Origin of the sequence: Spiractinospora alimapuensis, assembly GCF_018437505.1 — a bacterium.
GTDB lineage: Bacteria > Actinomycetota > Actinomycetes > Streptosporangiales > Streptosporangiaceae > Spiractinospora > Spiractinospora alimapuensis.
The window spans coordinates 613,147-634,483 of the sequence record NZ_CP072467.1; the positions used below are offsets into that span (position 1 = coordinate 613,147).

The window sequence follows — 21,337 nt, forward strand, 5'->3', positions numbered from 1 at the left end:
TCACCCGGGGTGGCCCCGGTAAACTCGAGCGCGAGACGGGCGCTAGACACAGGTTCTCTCCTGCCATTATCAGTTTATATCATATTGGCGCAACTCATGAGGCGCCGAAATTTGTTCCATACTTGCGAGCTCATCCAGCGATTCACCGAACGATGGGGCAATGGATTTGCGCTACGTAATGGACTTCGGCCAGGTCAACGCGACGAATATCGCAGACGTCGGTGGTAAGGGGGCGATGCTGGGAGAGCTCTCCCACATCGACGGTGTCCGTGTGCCGGACGGCTTCTGTGTCACGACGGACGCGTTCCAACAGGTCGTCGCCGAGGCGCCGTCCATCGACACACAGTTGGACAAGCTGTCGGCGGTCCGGCCGGACGACCACGCGGCCATCCGCGCGCTGAGCGCCGACGTGCGTCGCGGCATCGAGACAGCGCGGGTGCCCGAGAGCGTCGCGGCGGCGATCGTCGAGGAGCTCATCCGGATCGGGGAGGACGCCGCGTACGCGGTGCGATCCAGCGCGACCGCCGAGGACCTGCCGACGGCCTCGTTCGCCGGGCAACAGGACTCCTATCTGAACGTCATCGGAGCGGACGCCGTCCTGCTGCACGTGCGGCGGTGTTGGGCCTCGCTGTTCACCGATCGGGCGGTCACCTACCGGCTGCACAACGGCTTCGACCACCGCAAGGTCGACATGGCCGTCGTGGTGCAGCGGATGGTGTTCCCGGACGCGGCCGGGACCATGTTCACCGCGGACCCGGTCACGTCGAACCGCAGGGTCGCCACGGTGGAGGCCAGTTGGGGGTTCGGTGAGGCGCTCGTCTCCGGTCTGGTCTCCGGCGACGTCTTCACCGTGCGCGACGACCGGGTCCTCTCCGCCGAGATCGCCACCAAGACCCAGTTCGCCCAGTCCTCACCGGGGGGCGGGACCCACGAGGCGGAACTGGAACCGCAGTGGCGGACCGAGCCGACGCTGAGCGAGGCACAGGTCCTGGACCTGGTGCGGCTCGGGCGTCGGATCGAGGCCTACTTCGGCCGGCCCCAGGACATCGAGTGGTGTCGCGTGGGCGACGACTTCTTCGTCGTACAGAGCCGGGCGATCACCACTCTGTTCCCGGTCCCCACGACCGACGACGAGGAGAACCATGTCTACCTCTCCGTCGGTCACCAGCAGATGATGACCGACGCGATGACACCACTGGGGCTCTCGTTCTGGCAGATGACGACTCCGCGCCCCATGCACGAGGCGGGTGGTCGGCTTTTCGTGGACATCGCCCCCACGCTGGCGGCTCCCTCGGGCCGCACGAGCTTCCTGGAGATGTTGGGCGAATCCGACCCGCTGATGCGGGACGCGGTGCGGACCGTCCTGGACCGTGGCGACTTCGTCCGGGAGGCTCCCGATGAGGAGTCCGAGACCGAGCCCGCCGCCGCGCTCTACGGCGCCGCTCCGGACACGGTCGTCGCGGACCCGGACCTCGTCACCGAGCGGATCCGGGTCAGTGAGGCCTCCGTGGCGACCCTGCGGGACCAGATCCGCGACCTGTCCGGGCCGGCGTTGCTCGACTTCATCCGCTCCGACATCCCGGAGCTGAAGAGTCTCCTCTTCGACGAACAGAGCCTTCGGATGATCATGGCGGCGATGAACGCGAGCGCATGGCTCAACGCGCGCATGGAGGAATGGCTGGGCGAGAAGAACGCGGCCGACGTACTCACCCAGTCCGTCCCCCACAACGTCACCTCGGAGATGGGCCTGGCACTGCTCGACGTCGCGGACGCCGTCCGGCCGCACGAGGAGGTGGTGGCGTTCCTGCACCGCGTCACGGCCGAGGGACGGACCGGTGACGGCTTCCTGGACGAGATGGCGGACCTGCCCGGCGGGTCGGCGGCGCGCGACGCCATCCGGGGGTACCTCGACGCCTACGGCATGCGCTGCGTCGGGGAGATCGACATCACCAGGCCGCGCTGGAGCGAGCAGCCCGCCGCGCTCGTGCCCGCGATCCTCGGCAACATCCGGAACTTCGAGCCGGGTGAGGCGGAGCGACAGTTCGAACGCGGGCTGCGCGAGTCCCAGCGCAAGGAGAAAGAGCTGCTGGCCAGTGTGCGCGGACTGTCCGCCGGCGAGGAGAAGGCGGCGGAGACCAAGCGGATGATCGACCTCGTTCGCACCTTCACCGGGTACCGCGAGTATCCGAAGTACGGCATGGTCAACCGCTACTTCCTCTACAAGCGGGCGCTGCTGCGGGAGGCCCACGACCTCGTGGAAGCCGGAGTCCTGCGCGAACCGGAGGACCTCTACTTCCTCCGCTTCGAGGAGCTGGAGGACGTGGTGCGAACCCGAACGGTCGACGCCAGGCTCGTCCAGGAGCGGCGCGAGGCGTTCCGGACCTACGAGACGCTCACCCCGCCCCGTGTTCTCACCTCCGACGGTGAGGCCATCTCCGGTCAGTACGGCCGCGACGACGCCCCGGCCGGAGCGCTGCTCGGCCTCCCCGTCTCGGCGGGTGCCGTGGAGGGGCGCGCCCGCGTCGTCACCGACATGGCGCGTGCCGACCTGGAGACGGGCGACATCCTCATCACCGCGTACACCGACCCCAGTTGGACGCCGCTGTTCGTCACCATCGCCGGACTGGTGACCGAGGTCGGCGGTCTGATGACGCACGGAGCGGTGGTCGCCCGCGAGTACGGCCTGCCGGCCGTCGTCGGAGTCGACCAGGCCACCCGGAGAATCCAGGACGGGCAACGCATCCGGGTCCACGGAACCGACGGGTACGTCGAGTTCCTCGACTGAACCGGCGAACCGGCCGCGCGCTGGCCGGTCACGGTACGGCACCGGCGTGGTGAGGGCTGGGCCCGGTCGCTCGTCGACCAGGCTCAGCCCTCCGCTGCGGCGCGGGAGGTCAGCCGGCCTCCATGGTTCCGTACTCCGGGCGGCCGGTGGGGCGGTAGGAGTGGATGGCGATCCCCGAGCCCGTGGTGCGCGAGTCGACCAGGGAGAGGTTGGTGGGCAGCCCGTGGTCGGCGAACAGGCGACGGCCGTCGCCCACGATCACCGGGAACACCGCGATCCGGTACTCGTCCACCAGGTCGTGCTCGTGCAGCGTCCGGACGAGTTGGCCGCTGCCGTGCACCTGGAGCTCCCGCCCCGGCCGGCGCTTCAGCTCCGCCACCTCCTCGGGCACGTCGCGCGACAGTACGGTGGTCGGGCCCCAGGGTGGAGTGGTCAGCGTGGTCGAGGCGACGTACTTGGGCAGGGTGTTGAGGCGGCTGGCCACCGGGTCGTCGGGGTCGGTCACCTTGGGCCAGGAGCCGGCGAAGATGTCGTAGGTGTGCCGGCCCAGGAGGAACGCGTCGACCTGGTCGAACACCTCGGCTACGTAGCGGCCCATGTCCTCGTCGAAGTGCGGGACCAGCCATCCGCCCCGGGCGAACCCACCACCGCGGTCCTCGTCCGGACCCCCGGGTGCCTGCATCACGCCGTCGACGGACACGAAGGTGAGTACTGTCAGTTTCATCCTGCACCTCTCCATGCGGTCATTTGTTCGATTAGACCGCCGAGGCCACGAAAAATCATCGGTTACACGCGTGTTCGTCCATGGATTCGCCGTCGGGCAAGGAGGCGCCCACGCGGGACGCCCGTCATACTCCGGTCTGGTGCTGCTCGGGCAGCAGGCTGGTGCCGTGCGCCCACGGCACGACGTTGCGCAGCGGGGCGCCGTCCGCGCTCCTGGCCTCGCGGGCGAAGAAGTCGACGATCTCCCGGTCGGAGTGCCGCAGGCTGAAGTGCGTCAACACGAACACCGTGTCCGGGTGGGCCTCGATGACGGGTTTGAGGTCGCTCCACACGGTGTGCCCGACCCGATCCGCGCGTTCCTTCTCGGTGTCGTACAGGAACGTGCACTCGGTGATGACGACCGGATACGTCAACAGCCACGGTTCACGGGCGAACACGTTGGCGTGAGTATCGCCCAGGAAGGCGAAGAGCGGACGACGCGTCTCCTCGTCGACCGGGGTGCCCTCCCTGCGGTGCTGGCCGATGACCCGACCGAACTCCCGGCCGCGGCCCTCGGCGTCCATGGTGCGGCGCAGCTCCGCGAACTCCGGACGTAGCGCCTTGCTGACCTCGGAGACCGCGTAGCCCACGCAGGGCACCTTGTGCACGCACTCGACGACCCGTACGTGGTGTCCGCCGCGTCGGCCGAAGGTGAACTCCGTGTCCGGGTCGACCCCGTGTAGGTGGTGCCCACCCCCGAGCTCGGGGTCGTAGCCAGCTCCGTGGTTCAGTCGCGCGGAGGCCTCGATGTAGGAATCGGCGAACGGTGCCACGGCCGAGGGAAGGTAGATGTCGGTTCCCGGCCGGCTGGCGAGGAAGTCGAGGTCCTTCACGTGGTCCTGGTGGGCGTGGGTGAGCAGGACGGTGTCGACCTGGCGGCCCTCGCACTGTCCGGCGTCCAGCGCTAACCGCAGTTCGGGCACGTGGAAGAAGGTCTTGTCGTTGGCGCGTGAGTAGCCGGTGAGGGTGAGATCGGTCCCTGGGATGGTCCAGGTCTTCCACTGTCGGAACGGGTGCCGGTGTTCGAGCGGCTCTGGAGCCGGGTGTTGGGTTTCGGTCGTCTCGTTCATCGGAACACACCTGTCATCTGGGAGGGCGCACCGGTGTGTGGCCCGCTGGTCACCGGCGGATGAGACTAGCGGTCGCCACCGACATCCGCGGCCGAATATCCGGGCCGGGCATGTGGGGCGCGAACTCGGCGACGCGTCGTGCGACCCCGCAACGCCTGCCAGAATCGGACCAACGACGTGACCAAAAGGAGAGGTACGTGCACCGAGACAGGCGGGACGCGGGCACCGAACTCGCACGGGTTGCCGAGGGACACCGTTGGGGGCGGCGGGCCGCACGGTGGGGAGCGGTCGGCGCCGCCGCGCTCCTCGCCGCGGGATTCGGTGCCTACGTGCGCCACAACCTGACGGGCCTGCGCAAGGGCATGGAGGCGGTCGCCGCCGCCGGCTTCGTGGAGCGGAAGGTCAACGTCGGCGGCCATGACGTCAACTTCGCGGAGGGTCCGCGGAACGGCCCCCCGCTGCTGCTCATCCACGGGCAGTGCAGCCAGTGGCAGGACCACATGCTGGTCCTCCCCCAGCTCGCCGCGCAGCATCACGTGTTCGTCGTCGACGTCCCCGGCCACGGTGGGTCCGACCGGTTGCCTCCCACGTCCTACACCTGTGTCGACGTCGCTCGGGTGCTCGCCGGGTTCATGGAGGCCACCATCGGTGGGCCGGCGATCGTCTCGGGCCACTCCTCGGGTGGTCTGCTCGCCCTGTGGCTCGCGGCCGAACGTGGAGACCTCGTGAGCGGCCTCGTCCTGGAGGACCCGCCGCTCTTCTCCTCCACGATGCCGCGCCTGGTGGACAGCACGGGTGGTGACGGCCTGGCCGTCGCCCACCGTTACCTGGCCGAGGGCGGGCCCGGCGACTACCAGGCCTACTTCGTCGAGCACAGCCAGTACTTCTCGTTCTTCGGCCGCCTCGCCGACCCGATCCGCGACTACGCCCTCGGCCGGGCCCGTGGCCGGCCGGGCGAACCGGTCACGATCTGGTTCCTCCCGCCAACCGTCACGGTCTTCTTCCAGGGACTCGTCAACTACGACCCCGCCTTCGGCGCCGCGTGGATCGACGACATCTGGTACCGGGACTTCGACACCGACACCGCCCTGGCCGCCGTCGACGTTCCCACCACGCTCATTCACACCAACTTCTTCGAGAACCGGGAAGGGACCGCGTACACCGACAGCGGGTTCCTCCGCGCCGCGATGGACCGCGACGACGTCGCGCGGGCCCTGAAGCACCTACCGAAGGAGACGCCACTCATCCAGATCCAGTCCGGCCACCTGGTCCACTTCGAACGGCCCGCACCATACCTGGAGGCGGTGCGCGGCCTCACCGAACGGGTCCACGGCTGATCGGGCGCTCACTGGCTCGGCCGCCACCAATCCGGGCGGGACGAACGGGGCCTACCACTCACCGTCGAACTCGAGCACATGCTGTTCGTCCGCCCCGACATGGCCGCCGTCACGTTGCGCCAGATCTATCGGACCCGGAGGGCCCGGACCTCGGAACCCCGCTGTGGATCATGGCGAAGGCGGAGGGTCGCTGACTCCTCCGCCTGAGTCGGTGATTCCGGCTCCGTTTTGGGTCACTGGACACGGTGAACGCGGGCGAGTGTTCCTGACTCCATCGCGACGTACACGCCCCCGTCGGGCTCCAGCGTCAGCCCGTGTGGCTCACTTCCCGCGGCCGCGAGGTCGTGGTGGGAGAACTGGCCGGCCGGGCCGATCCAGCCCAGGCGGTTCGCCGCCCACTCGGTGAACCAGCACCCACCGGTGGGGTCGGCGACGATCGCGTGCGGGCGTGCCTCCCTGTCTGGCAGGGGGAACTCCTCGATCGATCCGTCAGGGTCGACCCGGCCGATCTGACCGGCGAGGATCTCGACGAACCACACGGACTCGCCGTCGTGGGTGAGTCCCACGGGGCCGGCGTCGGGAGTCGGCAGCGGAAGGATGTCCACGGCGCCGTCCAGGTCGACGCGGCCGATGGCGTTGCCCTGGTTCAGCGTGAACCACAGGGCGTCGGTGGCGGCCACGATCGCCGAGGGGAACCCCCCGGCCACGGGCAGCGGATACTCCCGCGTCTCCCCCGCCGTCGTGATCCGGCCGATGGAGTGTCGGTTCATCATGGTGAACCACAGGGCACCGTCCGGCCCGGTGGCGATTCCGTAGGGGCCGCTCTGGAGGTGGGGCGGATCGTAGGCCACCACGGATCCGTCAGTCATGACGCGACCGATCCGATGGTCGCGGTACCGCGTGAACCACAGCCCGCCGTCGGGGCCGGGCGTGATGACGGTCGGGCCGGACTCCGGTGCGCCGAGCGGATAGGTCCGCACGTCGCCGTCGGGGGTGGCCCGGGCGATCGCGCCCGCGTGGACGAGGGTGACCCACAGCGCGCCGTCCGGTCCGGAAACGACGTCGTAGGGGCCACCGTGGTCGGAGATCGAAACGCTGGACAGCCGATCAGTCATGGTGTGTCCTTCACTGGTGGGTGCGGATCGTGGTGCTTAGGCCTCGGACGGCGCCGGCTCCACCCTTAGTTCGGTGCCGGTCCAGCGTTCGCGGAGCCGCCGGTCGTGGCTGACGACGACCAGGGCGCCGGTGAACGCGAGCAACGCGGCCTCCAGTTCCTCGACGAGGGTCGGTGAGAGGTGATTGGTCGGCTCGTCGAGGAGCAGGACATCGACGGGTTCGCTGAGGACGCACGCGAGCATGAGGCGTTGCCGCTGGCCCACCGACAGCTTCTCCACCGGGATCCGCAGCCGTTCCCGGTCGAACAGACCGAAGGACAGCAACTGGGCGTGGTGGGCGTCCGGCGGCCCGGGCCTACCCCGTGCGAAGGCCTCGGACAGGGTGTCGCCGGGTGCGCCGACGTCGGGGTCCTGGGGCAGGTAGCCGATCCGGCCGCGCCGCGTCACGGTGCCGGTATGGGGTTGGAGGTCCCCGGCCAGCAGCCGCATGAGGGTGCTCTTGCCGGCGCCGTTGCCGCCCGTGACCAGCAGACGCTGCCCCGGTTCCACGGCGAGGCTGGTCTCGGTGAGGCGCCCCTCGACCGACACCGCGTCGGCGGTGATGACGGCGTGGGCGGCACTGGCGTCGGTGAAGGTGGGGGTGAAGCGGAGCGGCTCGGGCGGTTGGGGCACGGGCCGATCGAGGAGCCGCCGGAGCCGCTCCTCAGCGGCACGGATCCGGGCGGAGAGCGACTTCTCCACCCAGTCGCCGCGCATGCCGTAGGCCATCTTGTTGCGGTCCTTCATGGCGCGGCCCGGGGCGACGCGACGTGCCGTGGTGGCCGTAGCCTCCCGCGCCGCCGCGACCTTCGTCTCCCACTCGGCGTGGTCCTGCGCCCACCGTCGGCGCGCGGCCTCCTTCTCGGCGAGGTAGGTCGTGTACCCACCGCCGTAGCGGGTCACGACGCGGCGGTCCCCGTCCACCTCGAACAAGGTGGTCACGGCGCGGTCGAGGAAGGTGCGGTCGTGGGTGACGGTGACCGTGGTGCCGCGTCGGGCGCGCAGATGATCCTCGAGCCAGACCAGCGCGTCGTCGTCGAGGTGGTTGGTCGGCTCGTCGAGGAGCAGCACCTCGGGCGCGGCGGCCAGCAGCGTGGCCAGGCGCAGCCGGGCCTGCTCTCCGCCGGACAGTTCGCCGACCGTGCGCTCACGCGGTAGCGCGCGTAGACCGAGCCCGCTGAGGGCCCGTTCCACGCGGGCGTCGGCGTCGTAGCCGCCGCGCAGCTCGTAGACGGTCTGGAGGTCGGAGTACTCGTCGAAGACCCCGGTGTCGCCGGCCGCCATGGCCGACTCCAGGTGCCGCAGGCGTGTGGCGATGGCGCGGAGGTCGGAGAGCGCGGCGTCGATGACCTTCTGGACGGTCAGGTAACCCGCGAGCCGTGCGTCCTGGGCGAGGTAGCCGACGCCCCCGGCGGCCAGGACGGTGACCTGGCCGGCGTCGGGGGTCTCCTCACCGGCGAGCAGCCTGAGGAGGGTGGACTTGCCCGAGCCGTTCTCCCCGACGATCGCGCTGTGTGCCCCTACGGGGAAGGCGCAGGTGACGTCGGCGAGGACGGTGTTGTCATTGAAGGACTTGCTGAGGTCGCGAACGGTGAGTTGGGTGGTCACAGTGGTGCTCCGAAGCATTCGAGGGTGTGGCCCCCAGGGGCCAGGTCAGGTGAATGCCTCGGATGAGCATCAATGGACTCCCACGGTCGACGACAGGTCCGTTCGCACGATGCCTCATCGTTCCCCACCAGCGCAAGCGCATTTTGTATCTGGCTGCGGTGCGCGTCCTCGTGCTCTCGAAAGCTCTCTTACTACCATTCGCGGGGATGTTCCCTGCCCGAATGTGAGCCACCGCGAGGCGGCGGGTGGCTCGGAACCTCGACAGGGCTGGTGACGAGGCCAGTGCCGACGGCCGGAGCGATGAAAGGAACGCGAGTTGTCGACGCTGGTCACAGCGTCGAGGATCGAGTCATGAGCAACCCTTACCTGACACACATGCCTGCCGGTCTACGCGTCGAACCTGAGCCGCCTCGTGAGTCCGTCTGGCAACAACACGGCGACATCACCGTGCACGTAGAGCGGATCGGCGACCCCGACGCGCCGCGCCGTGTCGTCTTCCTGCACGGCGCGGGTGGACACGCGGGAATGCTTCGGCCGTTCGCATCCGCCGTCGCCGCGCGCGGTGTGTACGTCATCGTTCCCGACTTCCCCGGCTATGGCCGGACACAGGTTCCCGATCGCGGAGCCATCCGATATCCGGACTGGATTCGTGTCGGTTGTGAGCTTGTCCGTGCCGAACGCGACGCTCACGCAGGCACCCTTGATCTTTTCGGTGCCAGCATTGGTGGTCTACTCGCCTATGACATCGCGACGCGGACCAAAGCGGTCGACACGGTGTTCGCCACCTGCTTTCTGGACCCGCGGCGCCTGGACGCTCGGCGTCGTATTTCTCGCTACCCGTGGTTCGGAGATGTTGGACCTACCCTCATGCGGGTGATAGCTGGGCCGATGGCGAGCGCTGAAGTCCCGATGCGGTGGATAGCGAACATGACGGCGATGAGCAACGATCCCGCGGTGAACCAGGCTGTTCTCCGGGATCCGTACGGCGGGGGGAACAGCATGCCGTTGGGCTTCACGCGGAGCTTCATGGAGATGGCGCCTGCGATGGAACCAGAGGATGCCGTCGACCTGCCCGTAGTGTTGACCCATCCGGGGGCCGACCAGTGGACGCCGCTGGAGATGAGTCTGCCGTTCTACGAGCGGCTGGCGGGGCCCAAGCGGCTGGTCGTACTGGAGAACGCCGGACACCTTCCCGTCGAGGAACCCGGGGTGACCCAACTGATCGACGCGATCGCCGATCCGCCGGTTCTCTGAGGTGTCGTAGACCGCAAGGGAGGCTGCGTCGGCCTCCACTGTCGATTGCCTTGACACCAGTGTCAACCCCCTAGGTTGGCATCATGGGCTCTACTGAGTTATCGCAGATCGGGGCGGCGGCGGAACGGTCGGGGGCAAGCCCGCGTTCCCTGCGTTATTACGAGCAGCAGGGGCTGCTGTCGCCGGGGCGGGACGCCAACGGTTACCGCGTGTACGACGAGACCTCCATCGTGCGGGCGCGCAACATCAAGGATCTCCTGGACATCGGGCTCACTGTGGACGACCTGCGTGGGCCGGTGATGGACACGTGTCTGGACCGACCGCTGGCGGACACCCCCATGTGTGCGAACAAGCTGGAGACCGCGCGGCGTCGGCTCGCCGGACTGGACGAACGCATCGAGCGGCTGCGGCGCCTTCGGGAACGGCTCGCCCGCTACAACGCGGAGCTGGAGGCCACGGCGGCCCTCGGCGCCGAGGACCCCAATCCGGCGGGTTCTCCCACGCCCGCTTGACCTTGACACCCGTGTCAGGGTCCTACCGTCCTGGCCATGACAGCACAACCAGGTCGGACGCCGTCCGGCACCGGGGCCGGGTGGCTTGCCTGCCTGGTCCTCGCCACCTTCGTCATCGGCACCGACGATTTCATCATCGCCGGGGTGCTTCCGGTTCTCGCGGCGGATCTCGGGGTCGGTGAGGCGACGGCCGGCCAACTCGTCACCGGGTTCTCCCTGACCTACGCGGTCGCGGCCCTGCCGCTCGCGGTCGCCACCGCGCGGTTGCCGCGCAAGGCCCTGGTGGTGGGCGGGCTTACCGTGTTCGCGGTCCTCAATCTGTTGGCCGCCGCCGCACCCGGGTTCGTCGCGCTGATGACCCTGCGGATCGTCACCGCCGCCGTGGCCGCGTCGATCACGCCCGCGGTGTTCGCGATGGCGGCGAGCATGGCCGCCCCGGGGCGCTCGGGACGCGCCATCGGGGCGGTGGCGTCCGGACTGACCGTCTCCCTGCTCGTCGGCGTGCCGCTGGGCACCCTGATCAGTGACGCCTTCGGGTGGCGGGCGACGTTCGTCGCGGTGGCCCTGTTCGCCGGCGCCGTGGTGGTGGCGAGTCTGCGGCTCCTGCCGCGCGTCCCCGGGGCGCCGGAGCTCACCGTCGGCGAACAACTGCGGACCCTGCGGCGGCCCGCCGTCCTGCTCTGCGTCGCCGGAACGACGGTCGGCGCGAGCTGCGGGCTCATGATCTACACCTACATCGCTCCCCTGACCCAGGACCTCACCGGTGCCGGCGGGGCGGCGCTCGCCTTCTTCATCGCGGTGGCGGGAGCGGCGGGTGCCGTGGGCGCGTACCTCGGCGGTCAACTCAACGACCGGTGGGGGACCGACCGGGCCCTCGTCGCCACGTGCGCGGCGATGGTCTCCTCGGCCGCGATCCTCACCGCGATCGGTGCCCTCGGTGGCGGCGCCGCACCGGTCTGGCTGGTGGTGGCGACGCTCGTGCTGTGGGGCCTCGGCGGATGGGGATTCAACCCGCCGATGAACGCCCGCATCCTCAGACTGGCCGGCGACGCCGGTACCCAAGCCGTCGCGCTCAACACCAGTGCCCTCTACGTGGGCACCGCTCTCGCCGGGGCGATCGGCGGCGCAGCACTCGCCCACAACGGCGGACCCGGGGTCGCGCTCGCGGCGACGGCCATGGGCGTCGCCGGCCTCGTCGTGATGGTGGTATCGGTGCGGTTGTTCCCGCTGCCGAGAGCCGAGGCCTCGGCCGTGGGCAAGGGCGGCTGACTCCTCGCGTCCCGGCAGCCCGCGACCTCGGGGACGCGGCTACCCGGACGCTTCGGGGACCCTTCCCGCGTAGAGGAAGACCCCGAGGTCCTCGACGTCGCCGTCGAGACGGAGCCGCATGTCCTCCGACGCGGTACGGGTCATTCCCCTTTTCTCATAGAAGCCGTAGGAGCAGAGCGAGTCGGTGTAGAGGTAGAAGTCCGTCCGGTCGTGGTGACGCAGGTGCCGCATGTAGTCCTGGTACAGCGTCGTTCCGACGCCGGAGCCCCGGGTGGAGGCGTCGACCGCGAAGAGCGTGAGCTCGTCGGTCAGCGGCGCGGAGGTGGCGCGGCGCAGCCTGCGGTAGATCGCGTCGAAGGTGAAGAACTGCGCGAGCGAGCGCAGGTCGAAGAACCCGGTGACAACGATCCTGGCCAGGTGGAACCAGGTGAGAAGCCGGTTCCGGGTCACGTGCGGGAGTCGCGGGGTGCCGGGAACGCGGCCCATGACGACTCCGACCACCCGCCCATCCATGAGCGCGACCCGCGCGTAGGTGCTGGCCAGGAGGCGATCGCGGAGGTAGAACTCCAAGGCGCTGTCGAGCGGACGGTTCGTGCGCATGTATCGGTGGATGTGGAACGCCTCGTTGATCATGGACTTGACGTCGGTGGCGTCGCGTTCCTGGTAGGGGCGGTAGGTGATGTCGGTCATGGTCGTCCCTTGTCCTCTGTGGGGGTTCGATCCGGTTGGGCGGGGCCGCCGGGATCTCGCTTCCGGGTGAACTCGGCGACGAGTTCGGCGAACCGGGCGAGGCTCTCCCGGGCGGCCTCGTCGTCGCGGTGGGCGAGCCACGACCACACGACACCGTTGAGGGTGGCGGCCACCAGCTCGGCGAGTGTTCCCTCCCCGCGCGTGAAGGTCAGGTCAGCCTCGACTCCGAGGCGTGCGACGTATCCGGCGATCTTCTCCAGTGACGCCCGGTGCCCCCAGTGGGGCAGCTCGCGAAGCTCCGGGTCACGGAGCACGAAGCTGCCGAGATCGAAGAGCACCAGTTGTGCCTCGGGGTCGGCCTCGACCTGGGACCAGTAGGCGAACAGGAGCCGTTGGATGTTCTCCCCCGCGCTTACCTCAGGCGAGATCTCCGGCCACGTGGCCTCCAGGTCGAACTCGATGTCGCTGGCGAGCAGGGCCGCGTAGAGCTCCCTCTTGCCGCGGAAGCAGTAGTGGAAGGCCCCGTGCGGCATGCCCGCCTCCGCGCAGATGGCTCGGGTGGTCGCCGCGGCGATCCCCTCACGTTTCATCACCCGCAGCGACGCCGCGAGGAGCCGTCGCCGGCGCTCGTCGGCGGTGATCCGCGTGCGCGCCACCTGGGTCGTCTGGTCGCTCATGCCCCCACCATAGGTGTTGGCCGCCCGACTTGGCCAATTGACCAAGTCAGATGGCCAAGAAGGGTTTGCGACTGGGGTGACCCCCACGAACCCTTGGCGACCACGCTCCGTCTCTTCTCGGGGCTGGCCTCACGACCGGTTGTCGTCCTTCTCCCCGCCGTCGACGTCGGGCGTCGGGGTCGGAGCCGCGCCGTTCGAGGGCTGGACGGTGTCGGGCACGTCGGCGAGGGACCACTCGTCGGGGTGCGGCGCGAGTGGCTCGTCGCTCAACGGCTCAGGGGTCGGTGGGTCGTCGAGGCCGGGAACATCGAAGGCCGCGCGCAGGTGGTCGGCGTACTCGCGGTTCCCGTGCGTGCTCAGAACCTCGGTCAGGCGGTCGACGAAGGTCTCTCGGGCGAACCCGTCCATGTCCTTGGCCGCGTCGGCGACCACGGTGACCCACAGGTCCCGCGGGTCCGGCGCCGCGGGGTCGGACGGCCGCTCGGCGGCGGGTGGGTGAGTCGGGTTCGGGGGCGGGGATTCGGGTCCGGAGCCCGACAGGTCCCGGTACAACTGCGGCACGGGGGCGCCGGTCGCGGCGGCGGACAGGGTCGAGAGCGTCCCGATGCGCTCGACGGTGTCCTCGACGCGGTCGGGGTTGCGGGCCAGCCACCACACCAGGGCCCGTCCCGGGTCGGCGAGCGCGTCCTCTCCGAGGTATTGGCGTTCCAGGCGTTCCAGTGCGCGTTCCTCCTCGCGGGCGGCCTGCTTCTTGCGGACCTCCCGCAGTTGAGTCAGTCGTTCCCGGTCGGAGTCGGCGAGCTCCAGTTGGACGTCCTCGGCCCACACGTAGCTCACTCCCGGGTGAGGGCAGGGCCCGCCGCTGAGCACGAACGCGAGCTGGTGTCGCACGGCCTCGAACTCGTCGGGGTCCTCCGAGCGGAGATGGTGCCCCGCACGCTCCCGGATGTTGAGGATCGCCGCGGCCTCGGCCTTGTGGTCGCTGAGGTCGGGGCCGCGCCAGCAGACCACGGCGCTGAGGAGGAACCGGTAGTCCTCGCGCGCACTGGCGAAGGACTCGCGCACCAGGTGCTTGCGTCGGGAGGACGGCTCGTCCGGCGGCTCCGGGGCAGGTGTCGCGGGGAACGTGGTCCGCTCCTGCGGGGCGGTCGGCCGTGCGCCGCCGCGGGTGAGGAACAGCGCTCCGGCCGCCACGAGCAGTGCCACGCCCGGGATAAGGACCCACCAGCCGAGGAGCGGCGCGGTGAGGGCGAGGGCGACGCTCGTGACGCACAGGATCATCAGGAGACGGGACGTGGAGTTCACCGTGGACCCTCCCTACACAGGTCATGGCGGTTGATGCGGTGGATGACCGCGCACGCGACGTCGCGGCGCCGCTGGTATTCGTGCGGGGTCCGGCGTTCGTCGAGGGCCCAGCGGCGCGCCGTCGTGTAGAGCACGTGGCCGTGGCCGGTGGCGAGCGCCGCGTCGATGACGAGCGTGAGGGTGCGCCAGTGGTCGCCGGTGACGCAGGCCCGCAGCCAGCGCACCCCGTGGCGGTGGGCCTCGTCAGGGGCGGCGGCGATCGCCTTCTCGAGGCACGTGCGGAAGGCCTGCCCCTCGCGGTGGCCGGCGGGAAAGGTCGCGATCCCCGACGACCCGTCCGCGTGGGTGAGGTGGAACAGCAGTTCGTGGTCGGTGGGGTTCATGTCCCGGGCCGCGAGCACCTGGAGGGCTGTCCTGCGGAACCGGGGGTCTTCATCGGCCGCACGCAGGATCTCGTTCTGGACGTGGTCGCGGACCAGAGGGTCGGCGTTGCGGGTGAGTCGTCGCAGTCGCACGAACGCCTGGTTCGGGTGGCTCTCCCGCAACGTGGTGACGCAGATCTGGGTGATGACCTGGGCGCGGATCAGCGGTGTCTCGCGCTGCTCCGCCCAGGCGTAGAGGCGTCGCCGGACCGTCTGCGCCGCGTCCGGGTCGGCCAGGGCATCGGTCAGGATCTGGGTGGCTTCCAGGGGCCGCACCGTCTCCGACGGCGTGGTCCAGGAGTGAGCGATACGCAGCAGGGCGTCGAGCCGTCGCACTCGCAGGCACTGCTCCGTGAGACGGCGTGCCAGCCGTAGACCCTCGTCGCCGGTGAGCCGGAGGGTCTCCACGCACTCCTTGATCCAGCGTTCGAAGGCCGGGTGCAGCGGTTGTCGGTCGTCCCAGAACCTGTCCCGGATGGCGTTGGCGTAGGTGACGCGGGCGAAACGCACCTGACGCTCCGGACCGATGGTGAACCCGAGTTTGCCCAGGCGGGCGGTGAAGCCCAGACGTTCCAACTCTGGAGTCTCCTCCATGGGGGCGTCGGTGTGTCGAAGGAGGATCATGGTCGCCGCGTGGACCTTCTCGAGCGCGAGGCCCTCCAGTACGGCCCCCGCGAGCAGGGTGGCGCGGTCCGCGCTGGCGACGTGGGTCTCCACCAGGCCCGTGATGTCGGCGTCGAGGTCCTTCATCGACGCCACGGCGGTGGCGAACCAGTCGGTGAACCCCGCCGTGGGGTTCGTGTTCCTCGCCCGGTTGGTGAAGTGGGCGAGGTCGGCGATGCTCTCGGTGTGGAGCCGCTCCACCCAGTGCCGGGTCTCGGCGTCGACCTTGCCGGTGGCCCTGGGGAGTTCCTGGTAGCGGAGGTGTCGGTCCAGGACCGCGAACGGTTCGGGGGGACGGATGTGGGCGACGCCGTCGCGGACGCTGAGTTCGAGCTGACGCTCCTGCTCTGACGTGACGATCACCGCGAGCCACGCCTCGGCCCTGGAGACGAAGCCCTCGTACTCGGGCAGGGCATGGAGCAGCGCGGTGAAGTCGTCCGCGGCGATGTCGGTGGTGTCGAGGAGTAGGAACTCGCCGCTCTCGATCGCCGTCCCGTGCAGGGGTGGCTCGCCGTCGTCGGTGGCGCCGTCGGGCAGGCGGCGCACCGGGCGGACGGCGTCCGCGCTGCGGGACAGCCACGCCACGGCGGCCGTGCGCTTACCGACACCCGCGGCCCCGGTGAAGTAGCCGACCCTGGTGCCATCGGTGGGAGGGAACCCCTCGGGTTGGACGAAGCACTTCGTGATGCGCCGCACCTCCTCGACGGAGATGACGCCTCTCCCCCGACGTACGGAGCCGCTTGTTGGGGGCAGCACCTGGATCTGCCGGAGGTAGTCGACGGCGGCGTCTCGGTCGAGCAGGTAGGTGTTGAACTGGTTCCCGGACCCGCTGTTCACCGTGTGGGCACTACCGAAGGCGGTGTCGACGTTACCGGTGATGCCACCAACCCCGGAAGTGGTCATGACGCGGTGTCCTCGTCGTCACGTCGGCGGTGCTTGGGGTGGTTGACCTGGTCGCCGGAACCGGTGTTGACCGGTCCATGCACCGAGCCGAACGCGGTTTCCACGTTGCCGTTGATGCCGCCGATACCGCCGTGGTGGTGGGTCTCGGTTCGGTCGCCGAGAGTGACGTCCTTGAGGTCGCGGCCTTGAACGAGGTTCCCGACCGTCCCACTGTTGTTGTTGGTGGATCCGTCGCTGCCGGACGACGCTTCCTTGCTGGTGTCCTCCTGGACTGGTTCCGGCTGGTCGGCGCCGGACTCCGTCGGCGGCGCGTCGGGCGTCGCGAGGGTTCCGGTGACGGTGGTCCCGGGGCTGGGCCGGGGGACGTACACGTACACGGGCGCGGAGAACCCCTTGTTGGGGAGGTCGGCGGAGGCCTTGGTGAAGAGCCGTGCTCGCACTCCGGAACAGCCGCTGAGGACCGCGTCCTCGAAGACCCGTTGGGTCAGGCCGACGGCGACCAGCGTGGTTTCGGGGTCGCTGGTGTTCATGGCCTCGTACAGCGCGGGAGAGTTCAGGATGCGATGGGTTTCGTTCATCGCCGCCCCGATGCCGTCGTCGTTCCGGGCGCCGCCGCTGTTGGGAAGCGGTCCCACCCCGATCGCGGCACGCAGTCGCAGCCGCATCGATCGGTTCGCGTAGGCCAGACTCGGCTGCATCTCGTCCAGCACCGACTGCAGCTTGTCCATGAGGGGGTGGATCAGGAAGGGGAGGTAGGCCGGCTCCACCCCGACGATGTAGCCGTCTCCGGTGCTCTGGGGAAAGGACGCGTTCTCCCACAGCCGCGTCAGGTCGGCGTCCTCGAACGCCATGCGCAGGGCGTCGCGCAGCATGTTGTGCAGCGTGCCCTGGTCCTGGGACGGGTTGTGACTGAACTTCTCCGCGTCCACGACGAGCACGGCGTGGTACGGGGGCAACGGGACGCTGGTACGGGGAGTGCGCTGGGGGACGACCATCAGGCTTCCTCTCGCGACGCGGGCCGGTCCGTCTCCGGCCGCCTCTGACGAGAGTCGCGTGCCGTGATCCGCCGCAGTGTCCAGAATTGGACACTGCGGCGAACTATGTCAGCGGTCACCCCGCGCGAGGTCCCGGAGCTGGGCCACATCGACGACGGTGATCTGGTGTCGCTGTGTTTCCACCAGGCCGTCGCGGCGCAGGCGCTGGAACTCTCCGGCGACCGACGACCTCGACAGGCCGATCCAGTCACCCAACTCCTGCTGGGACAGCCCCAGGCGCAGGACCGCTCCCCTGGTCTCACTTCCGGACGGTTGGACGGGGACCCCGAGCAGCGCGGTCAGGCGGAGTAACGCGGCGGCGAGCCGTTGCCCGGCGGGGAGCGCGATGATGTCCGTACGCAGCGCCTCACTCTCCTGGTGGCGCCGAACCACGTGTCCCCAGACGGCGGTCTCCATCCGCAGCCGCCGCACGAGGAGGTTGAAGTGCGGACCGATCAGCGCTCGGGTCACGCACGGACCGCCGCAGGCGGTGACCGTGGCGGTGCGCGCCAGACCCGAGAGGGCCGAGAACTCCCCGAGCGCCTCTCCCGGTCCCCGCAGCGCCAGGAGGCTCGCTCCTCCCTCAACCCGGTCGGAGGTCACCTTCACGATTCCCTCGGCCAGGAGGAACACGGTGGAGTCGAGCTCCCCCTGCCGGATGATCACCTCGCCGTCGTCGAAGCGGCGGTGTGCTCCTCGGGCGAGGAGCCGCGTCCATGTGTCGTCGCTCAGCAGCGCACCGAACCCCTGTCTGACCACTCACGACTCTCCTACCGATTCTGGGGGATTTCGCGGAGTTGTTCCCCGCGAAGCCCGTGATCGCCCCCGGTAGTGGCCGATTTCCTCGGTTCGGCGGGCGGGGATTTGTCGTCCGTGGGGGCGATCGTCGGCGTCTCGGCTGGCGGGGGGCTCAGTGCGTGAGGCCGATCCGGTCGTGCAGCCTGCGCAGGGGACGTGGGGCCCACCAGTTGGCGGAGCCGGCCAAGCGCATGAAGGCGGGGAGGAGGACGGCGCGGATGAGGGTGGCGTCGACGAGGATCGCCACCGCGAGGCCGATCCCCAACATCTGCAGCCACGTGACCCCGGAGGTGGCGTAGGCGGCGAAGGAGGCCGCGAGGATCACACCGGCCGCCGTGATGAGGGGTCCGCTGCGTTGGAGCCCGACGGCGGTGGCGTGTGTGGTGTCGCCGGTGCGGTCGTACTCCTCCTTGATGCGGGCCAGCATGAACACCTCGTAGTCCATGGACAGCCCGTAGGCGATACAGAACATGAGGATCGGGAAGCTGAGCTCCAGGGCTCCCGGTGGGGTGAAGCCCAACAGTCCCGCGAGGTTGCCCTCCTGGAAGCCCCACACCAACACCCCGAACATCACGCTCAGACTGAGCAGGTTCAGCACGGTGGCCTTCGCCGGGATCAGCAGGCTGCCGGTGAGGAGGAACAGGATCACGAAGGTGACGCCGAGGACGAGAACTAGCAGCAGCGGGAGCCGGTCGAGCAGGGAGTCGCGATAGTCCACCAGGTCTGCGGGGTATCCGCCCACCTCCACGGGGTAGCCGGCGTCGTGGGTCCGTACCTCCTCGACCAGTCCGAAGGGGTCGGTGTCCAGTCGTTCGATCGTGGGGACCACCGAGAGCCACACGCCGGTGTCGGCGGTGAACCGGTCGGCGTAGCTCGCCGGCCCCTCGACCCGCTGGCCGTCGGTGAAGGCCCCGGTCGGACCGTCCACGCGTTCCACACCCTCGATGTCGGAGAGCGCGGCGGCGTGGGCGTCGAGTTCGGTGTCGCCGAGCCGGTCTCCCCTAACCAGGACGTGGAGGGCGTCCATCTCCTCGGCGGTGAAGTTAGCGCTGACCTGTTCCTGGGCCTGTCGTGACGGGGCGTGTTCGGGCAGGGTGGACTCGTCGGGAAGACCGAAACGGACGTTGAGCGCGGGCGCGGCCAACGTCAACAGCACGAGGATCACGGCGAGCGCGCTCACCACCGGACGGCGCATCACCCAGTGGGCGGTCCGGCTCCAGAACCCGGTGTCGGCCTCGGTGTCCTGGCGCCCCCACAGGCGTCGTGCCGCGCGGTGTCCCAGCAGTGCGAGCACGGCGGGCAGGAAGACCACCGAGCCCACGACCCCGGCGACGACCACGGCGATCCCCGCGTAGGCGAAGGAGCGAAGGAAGTCGAAGGGGAGCGCCACCAGCATCGCCATGGACACCGCGACCGTGACACCGCTGAAGATGACGGTCCGGCCCGCGAAGGCGACACACCGCTCCACGGCGTCGGCGACGGAGCGCCCGGATCGCAGCTCCTCCCGGAAGCGTTGGATCAGGAACAGGCAGTAGTCGACGCCGAGCGCGAGTCCCATCACCAGGGTGATGTTGAGCGCGAAGGTGGACAGTTCCGCGAACCAGGTGACGGGGCGAAGCAGGGCCAGCGTGCCGAGCATGGTGAAGACGCCGACGCCAACCGGAGCGATCGCCATCCACACGTTGCGCAGCACCAGCAGCAACAGGAGGAAGACCGTGGGAAAGATGATGAGTTCGGCGCGCACGAAGTCCGCGGTGGCCTCGCTACTGGCGTCGAGGAAGACGGCTTCCCCGCCACCGATCTGGATGCGGTAGGTGTCGGTGTCCCGGGTGAACTCCTCCAGGAAGTCCGGCAGTACGTCGCGGCGGACCTCGTCGGCGTCTCCGGGTACGCGCGCCAGGATCAACGCCTGGGTGCCGTCCTCGGCCCGCATCGTGGGGGTGTGGTCGTGCGTCCAGTACGAGTAGGCCTCCGCCACGCCGTCGAAGGCGGCGATCTCCTCGGTGAGGCGTCGTCCCTCCTCAGCGAAGGACGCGTCGTCCACATCGCCCTCATATGCGGTGACCACGACCGTGATGTTGGTGCGGCCCGCCCCGAAGTCCTCCTGCAGGGTCGTGGCGACCCGGTCGGACTCCGAACCCGCGGCCTCGAATCGGGACAGGACGAGGGACGCCGCGGTGGGAACCCCGACGAGTCCGCTCATCACGAGGCTGAGCAGGCCAGCGAGCAGCACGGTGCGGGGCCGACGTGCCGTCAGCCGTCCCCATCGGGCCAGGAGGCCGGAGGGAGCCACCGAGGGGTCCTGGTGGGAAGGGGCGGGGTGAGTGCGATGTGACAGGAACACGACACCTCGAATCACGAATACGATAGAATGCTCGCGTTTTCAGGGGCAGAGAATACGAGCGATCGCTCGTGTTTGTCAACGAGGAGGCCCATGTCTGCCAATCCGCGCTCATCGGCTCAGGTCCGGCGGCAGGAGCGGGGGCTCCGCCGGATGGAGCAGATCCTGGACGCGGCGGAGGAGCTCATCGGCGAGGTCGGTTTCGAGGAGACCACGACCAACACCGTCGCCGCGCGCGCCGGCGTCTCGCCCGGATCGCTCTACCAGTTCTTCGCGAACAAGGACGCACTGCTCGACGGCGTGGCCGAGCGCTACACCGTGGCCTCCCAGGACTTCTGGGACCAGCACCTCGGTGAGCATGTCGCGCGCCTGGAACTGTCGGCCCTGATCGACCAGGTTCTCGACTCGCTCACCGAGTTCAAGACGCGCCGCCCCGCGTTCTGGGTCCTGTTCCACGGATCTGGCGCGTCACCCCGTCTGGCCGAGGTCGCCGACCGCATCCGTGGTGAGATCAGCAGCCGACTCCGCGCGGTGTTCCGCTTCCGCGCCCCGCACGAGAGTGAGGAACGGCTGGAGGTCATGGCCAACGTGTCCGTCGCCACGGTCAGAGGGCTCTTCCCGCTGGTCATCGCCGCCGAGTCGACGAAGCGTCCAGCGGTGTTGGCCGAGCTCAAGGCCGTACTCCACGGCTATCTGGCGTCGACCATCGGCGCCGGGAGCGCTCCTCCCCCGTGACTCCCCGGCTGACGGTCC

At 69.4% G+C, this 21,337-nt stretch carries 17 protein-coding genes; 6 read left to right on the top strand and 11 right to left on the bottom strand.

The features are described 5' to 3' along the window. Nucleotides 1-160 precede the first annotated feature (160 nt). A complete protein-coding gene (gene rph, locus J4H86_RS02855) occupies nt 161-2,785 on the top strand; it encodes a rifamycin-inactivating phosphotransferase (protein ID WP_236541774.1) in 2,625 nt (874 codons plus the stop codon). A gap of 109 nt (nt 2,786-2,894) precedes the next feature. Here the strand turns inward: rph and J4H86_RS02860 are convergent, their stop codons facing one another. Both J4H86_RS02860 and J4H86_RS02865 read right to left on the bottom strand, forming a co-directional pair. Beyond that, nucleotides 2,895-3,509 carry a dihydrofolate reductase family protein gene (locus J4H86_RS02860; protein ID WP_236541776.1) on the bottom strand — a complete coding sequence of 205 codons (615 nt, stop codon included), beginning with the start codon at nt 3,507-3,509 and terminating at the stop codon, nt 2,895-2,897. 124 nt (nt 3,510-3,633) lie between these two features. Then, entirely contained in the window at nt 3,634-4,617 is a 984-nt protein-coding gene (locus J4H86_RS02865) for an MBL fold metallo-hydrolase (RefSeq protein ID WP_236541778.1), read from the bottom strand. Between the two features lie 197 nt (nt 4,618-4,814). On the opposite strand from J4H86_RS02865, the gene J4H86_RS02870 reads away from it, so the two are divergent. Further along, complete coding sequence (locus tag J4H86_RS02870) at nt 4,815-5,954, top strand: alpha/beta hydrolase (protein WP_236541781.1); 1,140 nt, start codon at nt 4,815-4,817, stop codon at nt 5,952-5,954. Between the two features lie 233 nt (nt 5,955-6,187). Here J4H86_RS02870 and J4H86_RS02875 read toward each other — a convergent pair whose 3' ends face one another. Further along, a complete protein-coding gene (locus J4H86_RS02875; protein WP_236541782.1) occupies nt 6,188-7,069 on the bottom strand; it encodes a Vgb family protein in 882 nt (293 codons plus the stop codon). 36 nt (nt 7,070-7,105) lie between these two features. Beyond that, on the bottom strand, nt 7,106-8,716 hold the full coding sequence (gene abc-f / locus J4H86_RS02880) for a ribosomal protection-like ABC-F family protein (RefSeq protein WP_330932480.1): 1,611 nt from the start codon (nt 8,714-8,716) through the stop codon (nt 7,106-7,108). A 351-nt stretch (nt 8,717-9,067) separates the two neighbouring features. Here abc-f and J4H86_RS02885 point away from each other — a divergent pair, with 351 nt between their 5' ends. The 3 genes from J4H86_RS02885 to J4H86_RS02895 all read left to right on the top strand — a co-directional run bounded on the left by J4H86_RS02885 (nt 9,068) and on the right by J4H86_RS02895 (nt 11,751). Further along, the gene (locus J4H86_RS02885) at nt 9,068-9,970 is read left to right on the top strand and encodes an alpha/beta hydrolase (protein WP_236541786.1); all 903 of its coding nucleotides are present in this window, start codon (nt 9,068-9,070) and stop codon (nt 9,968-9,970) included. A gap of 83 nt (nt 9,971-10,053) precedes the next feature. Continuing rightward, entirely contained in the window at nt 10,054-10,482 is a 429-nt protein-coding gene (locus J4H86_RS02890) for a MerR family transcriptional regulator (protein WP_236541788.1), read from the top strand. Nucleotides 10,483-10,518: 36 nt separating this feature from the next. After that, nucleotides 10,519-11,751, top strand: a complete 1,233-nt coding sequence (locus tag J4H86_RS02895; RefSeq protein ID WP_236541790.1) for an MFS transporter — start codon at nt 10,519-10,521, stop codon at nt 11,749-11,751. Between the two features lie 39 nt (nt 11,752-11,790). Here the strand turns inward: J4H86_RS02895 and J4H86_RS02900 are convergent, their stop codons facing one another. The 7 genes from J4H86_RS02900 to J4H86_RS02930 all read right to left on the bottom strand — a co-directional run bounded on the left by J4H86_RS02900 (nt 11,791) and on the right by J4H86_RS02930 (nt 20,536). Then, nucleotides 11,791-12,441: a GNAT family N-acetyltransferase gene (locus J4H86_RS02900; RefSeq protein WP_236541792.1), complete on the bottom strand. Its 651-nt coding sequence runs from the start codon at nt 12,439-12,441 to the stop codon at nt 11,791-11,793. Beyond that, the gene (locus J4H86_RS02905; RefSeq protein ID WP_236541793.1) at nt 12,438-13,118 is read right to left on the bottom strand and encodes a TetR/AcrR family transcriptional regulator; all 681 of its coding nucleotides are present in this window, start codon (nt 13,116-13,118) and stop codon (nt 12,438-12,440) included. Before J4H86_RS02905 ends, J4H86_RS02900 begins: the two co-directional genes overlap by 4 nt. 129 nt (nt 13,119-13,247) lie before the next feature. Then, nucleotides 13,248-14,423 carry a hypothetical protein gene (locus J4H86_RS02910; RefSeq protein ID WP_236541795.1) on the bottom strand — a complete coding sequence of 392 codons (1,176 nt, stop codon included), beginning with the start codon at nt 14,421-14,423 and terminating at the stop codon, nt 13,248-13,250. Then, nucleotides 14,420-16,411: a hypothetical protein gene (locus tag J4H86_RS02915; RefSeq protein WP_236541797.1), complete on the bottom strand. Its 1,992-nt coding sequence runs from the start codon at nt 16,409-16,411 to the stop codon at nt 14,420-14,422. Before J4H86_RS02915 ends, J4H86_RS02910 begins: the two co-directional genes overlap by 4 nt. Beyond that, nucleotides 16,408-17,406, bottom strand: coding sequence for a hypothetical protein (locus J4H86_RS02920; protein WP_236541799.1), 999 nt, complete (start codon nt 17,404-17,406; stop codon nt 16,408-16,410). Before J4H86_RS02920 ends, J4H86_RS02915 begins: the two co-directional genes overlap by 4 nt. Nucleotides 17,407-17,514: 108 nt before the next feature. Continuing rightward, on the bottom strand, nt 17,515-18,204 hold the full coding sequence (locus J4H86_RS02925) for a Crp/Fnr family transcriptional regulator (RefSeq protein WP_236541801.1): 690 nt from the start codon (nt 18,202-18,204) through the stop codon (nt 17,515-17,517). A 151-nt stretch (nt 18,205-18,355) separates the two neighbouring features. Beyond that, the gene (locus J4H86_RS02930; RefSeq protein ID WP_236541803.1) at nt 18,356-20,536 is read right to left on the bottom strand and encodes an MMPL family transporter; all 2,181 of its coding nucleotides are present in this window, start codon (nt 20,534-20,536) and stop codon (nt 18,356-18,358) included. Nucleotides 20,537-20,677: 141 nt separating this feature from the next. Here J4H86_RS02930 and J4H86_RS02935 point away from each other — a divergent pair, with 141 nt between their 5' ends. Then, entirely contained in the window at nt 20,678-21,319 is a 642-nt protein-coding gene (locus J4H86_RS02935) for a TetR/AcrR family transcriptional regulator (RefSeq protein WP_236541805.1), read from the top strand. The last annotated feature ends 18 nt before the right edge of the window (nt 21,320-21,337 follow it).